At 53.8% G+C, this 15,892-nt stretch carries 13 protein-coding genes; 1 reads left to right on the top strand and 12 read right to left on the bottom strand.

Features of this window, described 5'->3' with window-relative positions; translation table 11 throughout:
- On the top strand, window positions 1–2,038 hold a 2,038-nt coding region (locus QZ279_RS13800; protein ID WP_293451848.1), incomplete at its 5' end, for a capsular polysaccharide biosynthesis protein.
- Here QZ279_RS13800 and ribD read toward each other — a convergent pair.
- From ribD to QZ279_RS13740, 12 genes are all read right to left on the bottom strand, one after another.
- Complete coding sequence (ribD, locus tag QZ279_RS13795; RefSeq protein WP_293451846.1) at window positions 2,035–3,129, bottom strand: bifunctional diaminohydroxyphosphoribosylaminopyrimidine deaminase/5-amino-6-(5-phosphoribosylamino)uracil reductase RibD; 1,095 nt, start codon at window positions 3,127–3,129, stop codon at window positions 2,035–2,037. The genes QZ279_RS13800 and ribD overlap by 4 nt on opposite strands.
- Complete coding sequence (gene nrdR / locus QZ279_RS13790; RefSeq protein WP_293451844.1) at window positions 3,126–3,593, bottom strand: transcriptional regulator NrdR; 468 nt, start codon at window positions 3,591–3,593, stop codon at window positions 3,126–3,128. Before nrdR ends, ribD begins: the two co-directional genes overlap by 4 nt.
- Window positions 3,594–3,785: 192 nt before the next feature.
- Entirely contained in the window at window positions 3,786–4,163 is a 378-nt protein-coding gene (locus QZ279_RS13785; protein WP_293451842.1) for a hypothetical protein, read from the bottom strand.
- 119 nt (window positions 4,164–4,282) lie between these two features.
- Window positions 4,283–4,555: an HlyU family transcriptional regulator gene (locus tag QZ279_RS13780; protein ID WP_293451840.1), complete on the bottom strand. Its 273-nt coding sequence runs from the start codon at window positions 4,553–4,555 to the stop codon at window positions 4,283–4,285.
- Between the two features lie 18 nt (window positions 4,556–4,573).
- A complete protein-coding gene (gene rpoD / locus QZ279_RS13775; protein ID WP_293451838.1) occupies window positions 4,574–6,544 on the bottom strand; it encodes an RNA polymerase sigma factor RpoD in 1,971 nt (656 codons plus the stop codon).
- Window positions 6,545–6,705: 161 nt separating this feature from the next.
- Window positions 6,706–8,670 carry a DNA primase gene (gene dnaG, locus QZ279_RS13770; RefSeq protein ID WP_293451836.1) on the bottom strand — a complete coding sequence of 655 codons (1,965 nt, stop codon included), beginning with the start codon at window positions 8,668–8,670 and terminating at the stop codon, window positions 6,706–6,708.
- A gap of 36 nt (window positions 8,671–8,706) precedes the next feature.
- Window positions 8,707–9,024 carry a hypothetical protein gene (locus QZ279_RS13765; protein ID WP_293451834.1) on the bottom strand — a complete coding sequence of 106 codons (318 nt, stop codon included), beginning with the start codon at window positions 9,022–9,024 and terminating at the stop codon, window positions 8,707–8,709.
- Window positions 9,025–9,078: 54 nt separating this feature from the next.
- Window positions 9,079–9,612 (bottom strand): sarcosine oxidase subunit gamma, encoded by a 534-nt coding sequence (locus tag QZ279_RS13760; RefSeq protein ID WP_293451832.1) that lies wholly within the window; start codon window positions 9,610–9,612, stop codon window positions 9,079–9,081.
- Window positions 9,605–12,535 carry a sarcosine oxidase subunit alpha family protein gene (locus tag QZ279_RS13755; protein WP_293451830.1) on the bottom strand — a complete coding sequence of 977 codons (2,931 nt, stop codon included), beginning with the start codon at window positions 12,533–12,535 and terminating at the stop codon, window positions 9,605–9,607. The genes QZ279_RS13760 and QZ279_RS13755 overlap by 8 nt, the downstream gene beginning before the upstream one ends.
- Complete coding sequence (locus tag QZ279_RS13750) at window positions 12,532–12,804, bottom strand: sarcosine oxidase subunit delta (protein WP_293451828.1); 273 nt, start codon at window positions 12,802–12,804, stop codon at window positions 12,532–12,534. The genes QZ279_RS13755 and QZ279_RS13750 overlap by 4 nt, the downstream gene beginning before the upstream one ends.
- Before the next feature lie 78 nt (window positions 12,805–12,882).
- Window positions 12,883–14,136, bottom strand: coding sequence for a sarcosine oxidase subunit beta family protein (locus QZ279_RS13745; protein ID WP_293451826.1), 1,254 nt, complete (start codon window positions 14,134–14,136; stop codon window positions 12,883–12,885).
- Window positions 14,137–14,260: 124 nt separating this feature from the next.
- Window positions 14,261–15,691 (bottom strand): Glu/Leu/Phe/Val dehydrogenase, encoded by a 1,431-nt coding sequence (locus tag QZ279_RS13740; RefSeq protein ID WP_293451824.1) that lies wholly within the window; start codon window positions 15,689–15,691, stop codon window positions 14,261–14,263.
- Between the last annotated feature and the right edge of the window lie 201 nt (window positions 15,692–15,892).

The following is a 15,892-nucleotide window of genomic DNA, read 5'->3' as shown; positions in this document are numbered from 1 at the left end:
GGCAAAGTCTTTAAATTCAGCCGTCGGCGCAGATCAGCGCCGGCGGCTTTTTATCTACAATGGTGGTTTTTTTAAAGATCGCCGCATTCGGCACATTCTTTCGCTGGCAGGATACGATCTAAAACTTGGTCTTCCCCGCGAGAGTGATGCCGTCGGCATTTGGGGCCACAGCCCAACCGCACATCGCGGTGAAGCGATTGCCGAAAAGCACTCTGCTCCAATCATCCGCATTGAAGACTCATTTCTGCGCTCTGTCTTACCCGGGCGAAGTGGATCGCCGCCACTTGGACTGACCATTGACTCAAAAGGCATGCACTACGATCCCGCACAGATCTCTGATCTAGAAGAGATTTTAACACATGATCCGCTCGACAATACCAATTTGATGAACCGCGCGCGCACGTGCATCGCACGGCTACACGAAGCGCATCTGACAAAATATACAGGGTTTGATCCAACCACGCCCTGCCCTGACCCGGGCTACGTTTTACTTCTAGATCAAACGCTTAACGATGCCTCGGTTGTCAAAAGTGGCGCTGATCGTTCTACATTTCTTGAAATGTTGGTGTTTGCGCAAGAAGAACACCCTGGGAAGCGGGTTCTGATTAAAACTCATCCAGATACGCTTGCGGGCCATCGCCAGGGATATTTTAAACCAACCGACGTCAATCAAAACGTGCGCTTTTTCGCAGCGTCCGTGTCGCCTTGGACCCTGCTTGAGGGTGCAGCCGCCGTCTACACCGTCTCGTCCCAACTGGGATTTGAAGCCATTTTTGCAGGCCACAAACCACGTGTCTTCGGTCAGCCCTTCTATATCGGCTGGGGCCTGACCCAAGATGAACGCCCTGTGCAACGCCGACAACGCCAACTTAGCCGCGCGCAATTGTTCGCAGGCGCGATGATCCTTTACCCAAAATGGTACGACCCCTATCGCAACTGTCTCTGCGATCTTGAAACTGCAATTGACACCTTAGAAGCCCATTCGCGCGCGTGGCGTGAGGATCACACGGGCTGGGTCGCGAACGGTATTCGCCTTTGGAAACGCAAACCCTTTCACCAGATATTCGGGCAAACCCACGCGTTGCGCTATGAGGATGATCAATCAAAGCTCGCGGCAACCATGCACGAAGGTCGGCGACACATGGTTTGGGCCAGCGCGAAAGACGCGCAAGTCAGCAACCAAACCGTACGTGTCGAAGATGGGTTCATCCGCTCTAACGGCCTTGGCGCACAGCTTATCGCACCGCTCTCGCTGGTTTTGGATGATCTTGGGATTTACTATGATCCAACGCGGACAAGCCGTCTGGAAGAGTTGATCCGCATGCGACGTCTGTTGCGCCCTGACCAGAAAATCCGCGCGGAGCGGATGCTTGACGCATTAAAGCAAGCGGGACTCAGTAAGTACAATGTGGGCAAAGCGGCCCTAGATAGTTTGCCAACGGGCCACCGTATTCTGGTTCCGGGACAAGTCGAAAATGACGCGTCTATCCTCAGCGGAACCAAGACAATCAGTACAAATCTAGAGCTGCTGCGCGCCGCGCGCAACGCGCATCCCGACGCGATACTCCTCTACAAACCTCATCCCGACGTCGAAGCAGGCCTTCGTGTAGGCAAAATTGAACAGGCCGAGCTTGATACCTTATGTAACGTCGTGCTGAACAATGTCGATCCAATTACTGCGATCAACGCGGTTGATGAGGTCTGGACGATGACCTCCTTGCTGGGGTTCGAAGCCCTTGTTCGTGGGAAGTCTGTCACGTGTCACGGTGCCCCTTTTTATGCAGGCTGGGACCTGACCACCGATCTTGGTGCAGTGCCTGCCCGACGTAGCACCCAAGTCAGCCTAAAGGCCCTCGTTCATGCGACGTTGATCGACTATCCAAGGTATTTTGATCCGATCACAAAAGCCGCTTGCCCACCCGAAGTTGTCATTGAACGTTTGGCTTCTGGCACACTGCCGAACGCGAGCCCCTTCAATCGGGCACTCTCAAAACTGCAAGGGTTCTTTGCGGGCCATGCCCATCTTTGGCGACGCTAAGCGCGGTCCCAAATGTGTTCGACGTCAGCGCCCAAACGGCGCTGTGTAGCCAATTTTAAGCGCGGTGCCTGTGCCAGAACATCCCGCCCCATTGACGCGATGCCAGCAGTTCCATCTGCGCCGATCACAACGCCAGCAGTATGAATGACCAAGCGATCCACAAGATCTGCGCGGATCAAAGAGGCCGCCAAATGCCCCCCGCCTTCGCAGAAAACTCTGGTCAATCCTTTGGCACCCAAGGCACGCAGCATCGCCAACGGGGCCAACCCCGCATCGCCGCTTTCGCACGCAATCAACTCTGCACCAGTTGCACGCCAAGCCACACGGCGATTTTCGCTTGCAGATGATCCGTGGCAAAGCCAAACAGGAACGACGTGCGCTGTTTTGGCCAAAGTGCGGTCTAGTGGAATGCTCAGACTTTGCGTCGCGACGATACGCACAGGCTGATGCGCAATGCCCAAGCCACGCACAGTGAGCGACGGATCATCGACCCGCGCCGTTCCCGCACCGATCAGCACAGCATCATGAGAGGCACGCAATGTATGCACCGCGCGACGCGCGTTTGGGCCAGTGATCCACTGACTGTCACCCGTGCGCGTTGCGATCTGACCATCAAGGCTAAGAGCAAGTTTCAGCGTCACAAAAGGACGCCCAATTTCAGTACGTTGGAAAAAGCCAACGTTATCTTGCGCTGCCTCTTGCGCGCAAAGACCCGTTTCAACGATAATTCCAGCGTCGCGAAGTTGCTCAAAGCCGCGTCCCGACACACGCGGATCGCTGTCTTCCATCGCCGCAACAACACGCAAAATGCCCGCGTCAATCAGTGCCGCACTACAAGGCGGCGTTTGCCCATGATGCGCACAGGGTTCCAACGTCACATAAGCTGTCGCACCTTTTGCCGCCAATCCGGCTTGTGCCAAAGCAACGGTTTCGGCGTGCGGGCGACCACCTTCTTGGGTCCAGCCGCGCCCAACAATGCGACCATCGTTTACAATCACACAGCCCACCGCAGGGTTGGGCCAAACACGACCATGGCCCCGCCGCGCAAGCGACAGAGCCATTTTCATAAAGCGAAGATCGCTCTTGTTCACTCTTCCGGTGTTACGTTTGGACGTAACTCAGAAACAAATTTATCGAAATCATCTGCCTGCTGGAAGTTCTTGTAAACACTCGCAAACCGAACATATGCGACCGTATCAATGCGGGCCAAAGCCTCCATCACGATCTCACCGATCTGTTTAGACCCGATGTCCGTTTCGCCCATACTTTCAAGACGTCTGACAATACCCGAAATCATTTGATCCATGCGTTCTGGCTCGACCGGACGTTTCTGAAGTGCAATACGAATAGAGCGTTCCAGCTTGTCACGATCAAAATCTTCACGACGACCATTTGATTTGATAACCACTAAATCGCGCAACTGCACGCGTTCATACGTTGTAAATCGTCCACCACAGGCCGGGCAAAAACGCCTACGTCTGATGGATACATGATCCTCGGCGGGACGTGAATCCTTGACCTGAGTATCGATATTTCCGCAAAATGGGCAGCGCATAGCCGTCCCCCTTATACTACTTCTCTGCCTCTGGCTGTGGGTTACTCCCACTTATCCACAGGCTTTATAGGATAGCCGCTAGGATTTGGGTAGAGTGTAAATAGGGGCGCTGCATCTAGTGTGGCGCGCAAGACTCAGAGTTACAGAACGTCACTCAACGCTTTCAGCCCAATTCTGTGCTCAAAAGCCGACCTAACAGCCCTTACCCCAGCGTTGCATATCTCTACAAAAACGCTGACCAGAAGCTTCTTTTGCCTCAGAGAGCGGGTAGAAATCATGGATGTCGACACTGCCTGTGTCACATTGAAGATTAGCCAATTCGCTGTCGCCGCGCGCCACAATCAACTGACCTGTAGGTCGCACGCCGTCGGGCGCACGATCAATGGCGTAGGACAAATTGTAATTAAAATCGCCGCTGGATACCGATATTTCTTCCCAGATCGAGCGCCCGACACCATTCCAAGGCGTAAGAGAAACGCGCGTCACATCGCGACCTAGCAGTAATTCAGGCGCGCGCCCAATTGAGCCGAATGAGTAGAGCACGACATTGTCTTGAAGACAGACATTCACCTGCTTTTCGCCACTCTTGAACGTGCAGGTAAAAAGCGCAGTTCCGGGACCGATGCAGGCCGCTTGAACGCTGGTTGCAAGCGCAGTTCCAAGCAGAACGGCAAAGATGCGCCCGGGTTTTAGAATAGCCTGTCACCCAACTGATCAATCATCTGTTTGGCTTTATCAATAGATGCTTCAGTACATTGATCAAGGTTCGCAATGGTGTCCGCGCGGATGAGGCGATGGGATTTCAACTCACCATCCACCTCTTTTTCGATCACTGCACATAGACGAAAGCCTTGGCTTTCTTTCATGGGTGCAGGCGTGATGCGAAAGCCCTGATACTCGATTGAAGCATCAACCGAGCTTTCGCTTTTCTTGGAACCGAAAAGTCGTGAAAGAAGCGACATGTTCAGCCTACCTTTGGGTTACTGATCCAAGAAGCTGCGCAACTTGCGCGAACGGCTTGGATGCTTGAGTTTACGTAGCGCTTTCGCTTCAATCTGACGAATACGTTCGCGCGTCACGCTGAACTGCTGACCCACCTCTTCCAAAGTGTGGTCCGTGTTCATGCCAATACCAAAACGCATCCGTAGAACACGCTCTTCACGTGGCGTGAGCGACGATAGAACCCGCGTTGTCGTCTCCTTGAGGTTTTCCTGAATGGCACTGTCCAAGGGCAGCACGGCATTCTTATCCTCAATGAAATCACCAAGTTGGCTATCTTCTTCGTCACCAATTGGTGTCTCCAAAGAAATTGGCTCTTTCGCGATTTTCATAACCTTGCGCACTTTTTCCAGTGGCATTTGCAGCTTGGCCGCCAATTCCTCTGGCGTTGGTTCACGACCAATCTCGTGCAACATCTGACGACCTGTACGGACCAACTTGTTGATCGTCTCGATCATGTGCACCGGAATACGAATTGTGCGGGCTTGGTCAGCAATCGAACGTGTGATCGCCTGACGGATCCACCACGTTGCATAAGTTGAGAATTTATAACCGCGACGATACTCAAACTTATCAACCGCCTTCATCAAGCCGATGTTGCCTTCCTGAATAAGATCAAGGAATTGCAGGCCACGGTTCGTGTATTTCTTCGCAATCGAAATAACCAAACGCAGGTTTGCTTCGACCATTTCTTTCTTGGCCTGACGGGCTTCTTTTTCGCCCTTCTGAACTTGCTGCACGATGCGGCGGAATTCAGAAACATCCAGACCAACATACTGACCCACTTGGGCCATGTCGCCACGAAGCTCTTCGACTTTGTCAGTGGAGCGCTCAATAAACATCTGCCAGCCGCGACCTGTCTTGCCACCCATTTCTTCAAGCCAATTCGGATCAAGCTCACGGCCACGATACGCTTCGACAAATTCACGACGGTTGATGCGGGCTTGGTCAGCAAGCTTCACAATCGAACTATCGATGCTCATCACACGGCGGTTAATGCCGTAAAGCTGGTCGATCAACGCTTCGATACGGTTGTTATGCAAGTGCATTTCGTTCACCAACACGACGATCTCGGAACGCAACTTTTGGTAATTCGCTTCTTGCCTGTCAGAGAAACTGTCATCTTCATTCAGCGTCGCTGAAATTCGGCTGTCCTGCATTTGGGCAAGTTTTTCGTACAAACCAGCGATAACATCCAAAGACTCAAGAACCTGCGGTTTTAGCGCAGCCTCCATCGCTGCAAGCGACATGTTCGCCTGTTCATCTTCATCATCATCGTCGTCATTGTTGATCGGATTGCCGTCGGCATCCAATTCAGCCGCGCCTTCAACCTTGGGCGCTGCCGCAGAGTTTGCAGCCACGGGAACAACAGGCGTTGTTTCTTCTTCACCCATCTGATCGCCAAACGTGGCTTCCAGATCGATCACGTCGCGCAGCAAAATGTCTTCGGACAAAAGTTCGTCGCGCCAGATTGTGATCGCTTGGAACGTCAGCGGGCTTTCGCACAGCCCAGCGATCATCGTGTTGCGGCCGGCCTCGATACGCTTGGCAATCGCTATCTCGCCTTCGCGCGACAGCAATTCTACAGACCCCATTTCACGCAAATACATGCGCACGGGATCATCCGTACGATCCAGCTTTTCAGTCGTGCTGGCGGCCAGTGTGACGTCTTTGTTCGTGCCCGCGGCAACAAGATCTGTCGCACCTTTGTCTTCTTCTTCGTCGTCTTCCGTAACTTGGATGCCCATTTCGGACAGCATCGACATCACGTCTTCGATCTGATCCGAGCTGACCTGATCGGGCGGAAGAACAGCGTTCAGCTGGTCATACGTAATGTAGCCCCGTTCACGCGCGTCGGCGATCATCTTCTTAACAGCGGTTTGGCTCATGTCGAGCGAGTGTGCCGTTTCCTGATCTTCAGGTTTGCGGTCGTCAGTATCTTTGGCGGCCATGCAGATGCTCCTGTGCGGGGATTAACCCTAGTTATCGGTACTGAGTCTGATTCGACCCTCGAGCGACAAAGTGATTCGTTTTACCGAATCATATCTGACTGAGGTGATTCGAAAACCCGTTTACCCTGATTTCTTTACCTATTCCTCACCAAAATGCCAATTCATGGCTCTTTGGTAACGTTCAGTTTGTTTAACAGCGCATCAAATGCACTTTTCTCGTCACGACTGATTCGCGCACCGTTCGGTGCCGTATCATATTCGGCCTTATCTTCATACTCACTGCGCATCGCTAGATTGCGCGCTTGCGCTGCCTGCCCTAACCGCCAAGTGACGCTTTCATCGGCGAGCCCCACGAGGTCTTCTGCCGCTTCAGCCACTTCCACACTTAAACCCTGCTCTGCATCCAGTTTCGCCAATTCTTCAGAGATGGTCATGAGAGCCATTTCCAAGTCACCGGGATTTCGGATGCACGGTATTATAGCCACATGGCCCGCACTCAGCAGGTTTTCAAGGCTATCAGCCCCCCGCGCGTTCACTATATTTTCGCGCAACACCGATGTGCCGCTGGATGCATGTGCCAGAATCAAATCGCGTAGGCCGCTATGTTCCTGTGTGGTAAAAGCCATCTGCTCAAGCTGGCCTTCGAATTCCGCAACGACTTCGGGCGTGCAAATCAGACTGGCAAGAATAACCGCCTCGCGCATTTGGCGTTGCGTATCTTCGCCCGCACCCGCAAGCAGAGATGCTTTGCTGCCAGCCGTTGCCCCCAAAAGGACCTCTTTGCGCCAATCACCCTTTTTCCATGGCTTCTTCGCACCGCCCCCACCTCCGCCAGAGGAACCCGAACGGAACAACTGCCAGCGCATGTCTTTGATTGCTTGGCCATAATGCGAACGAATCGACGGATCGCGGATCAACATGATCTTTTCGCGCAGAGTTTTATCAAGAGAGGCTTTGCGTTCAGGACTATCAAAGACCTTGCCTTCAATTTCTTTGTCCCATAGCAATTGCACCATCGGCATTGCCGCATCGATCACTGTTTGCACGGCTTCCGGTCCTTCGCCGCGGATTAGATCATCGGGATCTTTCCCGTCGGGCATCAGTGCGAATCGCAGGCTCTTACCCGCCTCAAGCAAAGGCAAAGAAAGATCAATCAAACGCTGCGCCGCACGCAGCCCCGCTTTGTCGCCGTCCAGCGCAATGATCGGCTCATCAGAGATGCGCCACAACAGATGCAACTGATTTTCCGTAATCGCGGTCCCAAGCGGCGCGACACACGCCCCAAAGCCCCCCTCAGCCAGCGCAATAACGTCCATATACCCTTCTGCAATGATCAGCGGCGCGCCTTTGCCAGCGGCCTCGCGTGCAGGTCCGTGGTTATAAAGGCTGCGGCCCTTATCGAACAAAAGCGTTTCGGGAGAGTTAAGATACTTCGCATTATCATTCGGATCCATCGCACGCCCACCAAACGCCGTGCAGCGCCCACGTGCATCGCGGATAGGGAACATAATGCGGTTGCGGAAGGTATCGTAGGGCTTGCCGCCTTTGCTAGAGGGCTTACCAAGACCTGCTGCAAGAATGTTCTCAGGCGACACACCTTTGCCCGTCAGATGGTCCCAAATTCCTTGCCACGCGTCTGGCGCAAATCCGATTTCAAACCGCTCTAGCGCGGCCTCGCTCAGCCCACGCCCATCAAGATACTCCCGCGCCGAAGACGCCCCGCCTGAGCGCAATTGCAAACGGAAGAACTGCACCGCGTGCTCCATCACTTGCGCAAGCTCTGTGCGCTCATCCGCTTTTTCCTGTGCGCGCGGATCCTGCTTTGGAACTTCTAAACCGGCCTCGCCCGCCAGAATTTCAATGGCCTCCATGAAGCCGACATTCTCTGTCTCGCGCACAAAAGAAATCGCGTCCCCTTTGGACTGACATCCAAAGCAATAATAAAACCCTTTGCGGTCATCTACATGAAAAGACGCTGATTTTTCTTGGTGAAACGGGCAAGGTGCCCACATATCGCCCTTGCCAGGGTTGGACTTGCGCGCATCCCACATAACCTTACGCCCAACCACGTCAGACAGGCTGAGGCGCGTGCGCAATTCATCCAAGAAACCAGGGGGTAAGCTCATTCAATTAGTATCCGTGTTGGAACTGGGAGAGTCCAGCTAGCCGTTGGCCGCGTTACATTGCTCAACAAAGGGGGTTTTCACGTCTTCAAGCAGCTGCTCTTTTGTAAGCCCATATATATAGCTGCTCACGTATGGAACCAATTGCATCGCCAGCAGCGGACTTTTTTCATTGTCCTTGGCAAACGCCAGCTGCGCGTCCATCTCGGACACTCCGTCCGCGCGCAGGAGGGCAATCTGCACGCTCGCATCGCCAAAGGCTTCACAAATTTCGTCCAGCTTTGCATTTGCAAACGCAGGCATAGCAATAAGTGCGCCACATGTGGCAAGAACGGTTAAATGGGTCAAAGGGATCATAGGGCAGCTCCAATAAATCGTTACTGATTTATTTAATGCAGCATTGTACAAGTGTCACCCTCGCCCCGCAAGATGATCCATCGCGCGCTGAATTTCGTGCACCGTTGTCCCTGCCATCGAACGGAACGACAGCAATCGAAACCCGCCACTTTTTAGCCGCGTTATATGAAGCGGCATATGCCCCAATTGACTGCGCAAAGCATGGCCCGCTTTGAACGTTGTTATCCGAAGATCCACAGGCACCAAGCGCGCAAGCACGTCCTCTGCACCCTCGCCCGTCAGGTCTAGCGCGCACCACGCATCCGATTGATCCGTAAGTGCCGCCAAACCATGGACACCCGCAGGCACATCAAACCCAAGCGCAAGGAATTGACCTTGGCTGAACCAAACCACCCCTTGCCCAGCGCGGGACGTGGATTTTCCAACCTTGGGCAGCTTTATACCCAAAGCGGTTTCAACCGCGGCGCCTTGCCCCTTAAAGGGCGCGATGGACGTTGCCTTGCCCAGCGCAATTTCTGACAACGTCGCCACGCCGCTTACATATGGTTTCATCGCCCCAGCAGGCGTTGTCGCAATAAGATCAACCACGTGTCTTACCCCCCTCTGGATCATGGAACACCGGATGGCACACTTCGCACAGCGTTTCGATCCCGCGCATATGATCCACCAGCTTTACAGTTTGCCCATGGCGCGCACGCCCCCCTTTCAGGAATCCCAAACCAAGAAAGCTGGCCTCGGTCGGCGAAAACCCGACAGAGGTCACATAGCCCTCAGAGTGTTCACGCGTCGCAGGGCTCTCAGGATCAAACAAATGCGCCCCCGCCATCAGTTGCTTGACCGCCCCAATGGGTTTCAAACCTACCAGCTGTTCACGATCCTCACCAACGAGCCCTTCACGCGCGGCCATGGTTTGACCGATGCAATCCTTCTTGGCAGAAATCATACGTTCCATCCCGATATCAAAGGCGGTCACACGCCCATGAATTTCAGCGTGCGTGATAAAGCCCTTCTCGATCCGCAGAACATTCAGTGCTTCCATCCCGTAAGGGCCACCGCCCAGCGCGAGGGCCTGTTCAATCAGTGTTTCAAACATAGATGCCCCATACCGCGCCGGCACAGCAATTTCATACGCATGTTCGCCAGAGAACGAGATCCTGAACAAACGCGCATCCACGTCTCCAACCTTTACAGGTCCACACGCCATAAACGGAAAGCTGTCGTTGTCTATTTGATGCGCTAGCACAGCGTTCAACACATCACGCGCCTTCGGCCCCGCAACAGCAAACTGTGCCCATTGCTCTGTCACAGAGATCATCGACACATCCAGTTCGGGTCGCAAACATTGATGTACGAACTCAAGGTGGCGCATCACGGATCCCGCAGCCGCCGTCGTCGTCGTCATAACGTAGTGCGTCTCGCTAAGGCGCGCCGTGGTGCCGTCATCCATGACAGTCCCGTCTTCACGCAACATTAGCCCATAACGCACGCGCCCTGCCTTTAACGTGCTAAAGGTATTCGTATAAACGAAATCCAGAAACGCGGCGGCATCCGGCCCCTGTATGTCGATCTTACCCAGCGTGCTGACATCACATACGCCAACGCTTTCTCGGAGCATGTTCACTTCACGATCGCAAGACTGTCGCCAAGTCGTTTCGGCGTCCTTCGGGAAATAGCTAGGGCGATACCACATGCCCGCTTCAATCATCGGCGCATTCCGCTTTAGCGTACCCTCATGCGACGTCGTCAGACGCTCAGGCGCAAAACCCTTACCTTGCGCACCCGCCCCCATCGCCGCAATCGGCACAGGCGTGTAAGGTGGGCGAAACGTCGTCGTTCCCGTCTCAGGTATCCCACGTCCCGTGACATCAGCCAAAATCGCCAACGCCCCCACGTTCGAATTCTTCCCCTGATCCGTCGCCATCCCTTGCGTGGTATACCGCTTCATATGCTCTACAGAGCGAAAGTTCTCTTTGGCGGCTTGCTTGATATCCTTCACGGTCACATCGTTCTGGAAATCAAGCCAAGCGCGTCCGGTTCCGCCAACAGCCCAAAGCGGGCTCATGGTGTAGGGCGCATCTTCAGTCTCGGGAATACCCGCGGCACTCATCTTCATGCCCAGCGCCTCTAGCGTCTCTTTAGCCGCGCGTTGCCCCTCAACCAGTGCCCCATGGGTCGAGAAGACACCATTACAGGCCCCAGCCGTCACCATACCCGGGATCATATCCGCGCGCGGGACAAAACTTGCGATATCGTCACGCCAAACAGGGCGTCCGTTCATGTGGCACGTCAAATGCACGGACGGGTTCCACCCTCCCGACATGGCAAGACATTCCGTTGCAATCTTCTCAGTGCCAATTTGCGTACGAATAGTGACCGAGGCCAGCCCAAGCCGCCCTCCGCTTCCGCAAATCTGTGCACCCGTGAAGATCGGAAAATCCCCTGTCACATGCGCATCAGAGCGACTATCCACAAGCGCTGCAATATGAACTCCAGCAGCGTGCAAGTCCTGCGCGGTTCGATGCGCATCATCATTATTGCCAAACACAACAACATCACGCCCCGGAACAACGCCCCATTTGTTCACATAGGACCTCACAGCCCCTGCCGTCATAATCCCCGGACGATCATTGTTCTGAAACGCAACGGGACGCTCTAATGCTCCCGCCGCCAAAATGCTGCGCTTACTGACAATCCGCCAGAAGCACGCACGCGGTGTTCCACGTTTGGCAGCCACATGCCCGCTTACACGCTCTAGCGCGCCATAGGTGCCTTGGTCATACGCACCCGTCACGGTCGTGCGCGTCATGATACGCACGTTATCCATACTCTCCAACTCGGCGATCACACCAGCGGCCCAATCAACACCGCTTTGACCATTCACCAAATGCGTCTCACTTAGCAAACGACCACCAGCCCGCGCATCTTCATCCGCCAGAATAACATCCGCCCCGGCGCGACCTGCTTCAAGCGCCGCCATCAGCCCCGTTGGCCCAGCGCCGATAACTAAGACATCACAAAACGCGTGGGCCTTCTCATACTCCGCATCATTCGCTGTCCCGCTTAGGCCACCAAGACCCGCAGCCCGGCGAATGATCGGCTCATACACACGCTCCCAGAACGCGCGCGGCCACATGAAGGTTTTGTAGTAGAAACCTGCACTCAGGAAAGGTGCGGCAAAATCATTCACGCCCAGCGCATCAAACGCCAATGAGGGCCACGCATTCTGCGAACGCACTTCCAAACCCTCATAAATCTCTTGAACCGTTGCACGCACATTTGGTTCTGCATCTGTGCCACGCTTCACAGTGACCAGCGCGTTGGGCTCTTCGCTGCCTGCCGTCAAAGGACCCCGTGGGCGATGATACTTAAACGATCGTCCCATAAGGCGCACATCATTAGCCAGCAATGCAGAGGCAACCGTATCCCCCATAAACCCGGAATAGGACGTCCCATCAAAAGTGAACCGTACAGGTGTCGAGCGATCAATCAGCCCTTTACCAGAAACTCTCATCCGCGCGCCCTCTTCACATCGCCAGCCAATGCCGTCTCTTTCACCTCATGCGTCACCGTATTGCGCGTTACAACGATCCACGCGGCGCACCCCGCTTCATGCTGCCATAAATCACGGGTCACGCCAGCTGGATTGTCACGCAGATGCACATAACTATCCCACGCATCCATACCCGCGTCCGCGTCAGGGCGATCCAACGCAACCGCATCCCCAACATAAAAAAACTCGCGGAGATCACGCTCACCACACACAGGACATTTCAGACGCATATCGTCCCCCTCAGAGCGCACGCGCCCTTCATCTTTCCAAATAAACTTCCGCCGGAGGCTCCCATACTCTCAAGCCTCCTAGTGTAAGTTATGTTGAGAGCCAGTGCCCTCTTCATCAATAATGCCCACACCCGTGCGAAAGCGATCCAAACGAAAGCCTGTCGCTTCCGAGTGATGCGTGCCTGTCGCCATAAGGTGCGAAAAGACGGAACCCGATCCCGGCACAGCCTTGAAGCCACCGTAACACCAGCCGCAATTCAAGAAAAGCCCGTCGATATGGCTCTTATCAATGATCGGACTGCCATCGGGCGTCATATCCATAATGCCTCCCCAGGATCGCAGCACTTTGGCTTCGCCAATCATCGGCATCAACGTCATGCCGGCTTCCATAACGTGTTCTTTCATAGGCAGGTTACCGCGCTGTGCGTAGGAGGCGTAGAAATCCAGATCGCCCCCAAACACTAAACCACCCTTATCAGACTGACTGATATAGAAATGCCCCATGCCAAAGCTGATCACGTGATCAATCACAGGTTTTAGTCCCTCAGTGACAAAGGCCTGCAACACATGGCTTTCAATCGGCAGACGCATCCCTGCCATCGCAGCCACTTGTCCGGAACGGCCCGCAACTGTCATACCAATCTTCTTGGTCTTGATCGCCCCGCGCGACGTTTGAACGCCTGTGACAGCACCATTCTCAATATCAATACCAGTGACTTCACAGTTCTGGATAATATCAACACCGCGCATATCCGCACCGCGCGCAAAGCCCCAAGCAACCGCATCGTGACGCGCGGTTCCCCCACGTGGATGCAGCAAGCCACCGTAAATCGGAAAACGAACGTTATCGAAATCAAGGTAGGGTAGATGTTTACGCACACCTTCGCGATCCAGCAGGATTGCATCATCGCCTTGGTTCACCATCGCATTGCCACGGCGCACAAACGCATCGCGCTGACCGTCTGAGTGAAACAGGTTTATCAAACCCCGCTGCGAATGCATGACGTTGTAGTTCAGGTCTTCCTCTAACCCTTCCCAGAGCTTGAGCGAATGACTATAAAATTCAGAGTTTCCGTTCAGGAAATAGTTGGCGCGCACAATCGTCGTATTGCGCCCAACGTTACCGCCGCCAATGTAGCCCTTCTCCAGAACCGCAATGTTCGTCATACCGTGGTTCTTGGCTAGATAGTACGCGGTAGACAGACCATGCCCACCACCACCAATGATGATTGCATCGTATTCGGCCTTGGGCTCAGGATCGCGCCAATGCGCTCTCCACCCCTTATTGCCTGTCAAACCTTCTTTGAGAATGCGAAGTCCTGAAAACCGCATGCATCCCTCCCCAACTATTCAGTTCAGAATTAAGCGGGTTTAAGACGGACACGCAACGCCAGAGCGACATTGCGTGTCTTTTTTCGACTATCCCCGCAAGTTTCGCGAGGAACTTGTGCTAAACCTAAAGGCCTTTTGCACGGTAACTGGCCGCAACCTTACTAATCGCAACGATGTAGGCTGCAGTACGCAGGTCTTCTACATCATCGCGCTCATGCCAAACGTCGCGCATGGTTTGATAAGAAATCCGCATCGTGTCATCCAGACCAGAGCGGACCAATTCCAATTCATCCGCACCGCGCAGGTACTTCTCTTTGAAGCCAGGCGACAACTGCCAGCCAAGCCCTTTGTCTGAACTTAGGCGCTCAAGCTCGTCCACGACCAGCTGGTGACGCCCTTCTTCTTGGCGTCGTTGCATACGGCCAAAACGAATGTGGCTTAGGTTTTTCACCCATTCAAAGTAGCTAACCGTCACACCGCCTGCGTTGGCATACATGTCAGGGATAATCACGATCCCCTTTTTACGCATGATATCATCTGCGCCTGCGGTTACTGGGCCATTCGCCGCCTCAATAATAAGTGGTGCTTTAATACGATCCGCGTTGGACAGGTTAATCACGCCCTCTAGCGCCGCCGGAACCAGAATGTCGCACTCATTCTCTATTACCGCAGCACCCTTCTCGACGTAAGTCGCATCAGGGTATCCCGTCACGCCACCATTTTCGATGATCCACGCGCGCACGGCTTCGACATTCAAACCATTCTCATCAACAAGACCACCATCGTGCTCGATAATACCCGTGATCTTGCTGCCGTCTTCTTCGCTCAGGAATTTCGCAGCATGATAGCCTACGTTGCCTAGCCCCTGCACAATCACGCGTTTACCGTCCAGCTTGCCTGTCAGGCCAGCCTTGGCCAAGCCGCGTTCGTCGCGGAAAAATTCGCGTAGCGCATATTGCACTCCGCGACCTGTTGCCTCCACACGCCCAGCAATACCGCCAGCGTTCAACGGCTTACCTGTGACGCAGGCTTTAGAGTTAATGTCAGATGTGTTCATGCGGTTATATTGATCCGCGATCCAGGCCATTTCGCGTTCACCCGTGCCCATGTCTGGGGCTGGTACGTTTTGAGCGGGATCAATCAGGTCACGCTTGATCAATTCATACGCAAAGCGACGGGTAATCAGTTCCAATTCGTGTTCATCGTACAAACGTGGATCAATTCGAAGGCCGCCCTTAGATCCACCGAATGGTGCTTCCACGAGCGCGCATTTGTAAGTCATCAATGCCGCAAGCGCCTCAACCTCGTCTTGGTTAACGCCCATCGCGAAACGGATACCACCTTTAACAGGTTCCATATGTTCAGAGTGCACGGACCGATAGCCCGTAAACGTTTCAATCTTACCGCGCAGACGCACGCCAAAACGTACGGTGTATGTCGCATTACAAACGCGGATCTTTTCCTCAAGGCCAGGTGGAAGATCAAGCAGCGCTACCGCACGGTTAAACATCATATCGACGCTTTCGCGAAAACTCGGCTCTTTATCGTTCTTCATTTTCAACTCCTGGTTTTGAGCACGTCTAAATTTTGTGCACGATCTTCCAGTCTTATTACAAAAATGTGAAAAGATACGACTAAAACAGGAATAATCCAAAATATCTTTAATGCCTTCGACCTTAGTTGGATTTTCAATCGTTAGAATGCTGAAAATCCTTTTTCCTCGGAATTTTGAAACAAAGATCCCGTACACAGATGC

The organism is Planktotalea sp. (assembly GCF_018607965.1).
Taxonomy (GTDB): Bacteria; Pseudomonadota; Alphaproteobacteria; order Rhodobacterales; family Rhodobacteraceae; genus Planktotalea.
The sequence above is the reverse complement of the archived record's forward strand: the minus strand, read 5'-3'. Positions and strand labels throughout refer to the sequence as shown.

Excerpts from the sequence above, each read along its gene's own strand:
- nrdR (WP_293451844.1), bottom strand. The coding sequence starts at position 3,593 with ATGCGCTGCCCATTTTGCGGAAATATCGATACTCAGGTCAAGGATTCA.
- QZ279_RS13765 (WP_293451834.1), bottom strand. The coding sequence starts at position 9,024 with ATGATCCCTTTGACCCATTTAACCGTTCTTGCCACATGTGGCGCACTT.
- QZ279_RS13780 (WP_293451840.1), bottom strand. The coding sequence starts at position 4,555 with ATGTCGCTTCTTTCACGACTTTTCGGTTCCAAGAAAAGCGAAAGCTCG.
- QZ279_RS13755 (WP_293451830.1), bottom strand. The coding sequence starts at position 12,535 with ATGAGAGTTTCTGGTAAAGGGCTGATTGATCGCTCGACACCTGTACGG.
- dnaG (WP_293451836.1), bottom strand. The coding sequence starts at position 8,670 with ATGAGCTTACCCCCTGGTTTCTTGGATGAATTGCGCACGCGCCTCAGC.
- rpoD (WP_293451838.1), bottom strand. The coding sequence starts at position 6,544 with ATGGCCGCCAAAGATACTGACGACCGCAAACCTGAAGATCAGGAAACG.
- QZ279_RS13750 (WP_293451828.1), bottom strand. The coding sequence starts at position 12,804 with ATGCGTCTGAAATGTCCTGTGTGTGGTGAGCGTGATCTCCGCGAGTTT.
- QZ279_RS13745 (WP_293451826.1), bottom strand. The coding sequence starts at position 14,136 with ATGCGGTTTTCAGGACTTCGCATTCTCAAAGAAGGTTTGACAGGCAAT.
- QZ279_RS13740 (WP_293451824.1), bottom strand. The coding sequence starts at position 15,691 with ATGAAGAACGATAAAGAGCCGAGTTTTCGCGAAAGCGTCGATATGATG.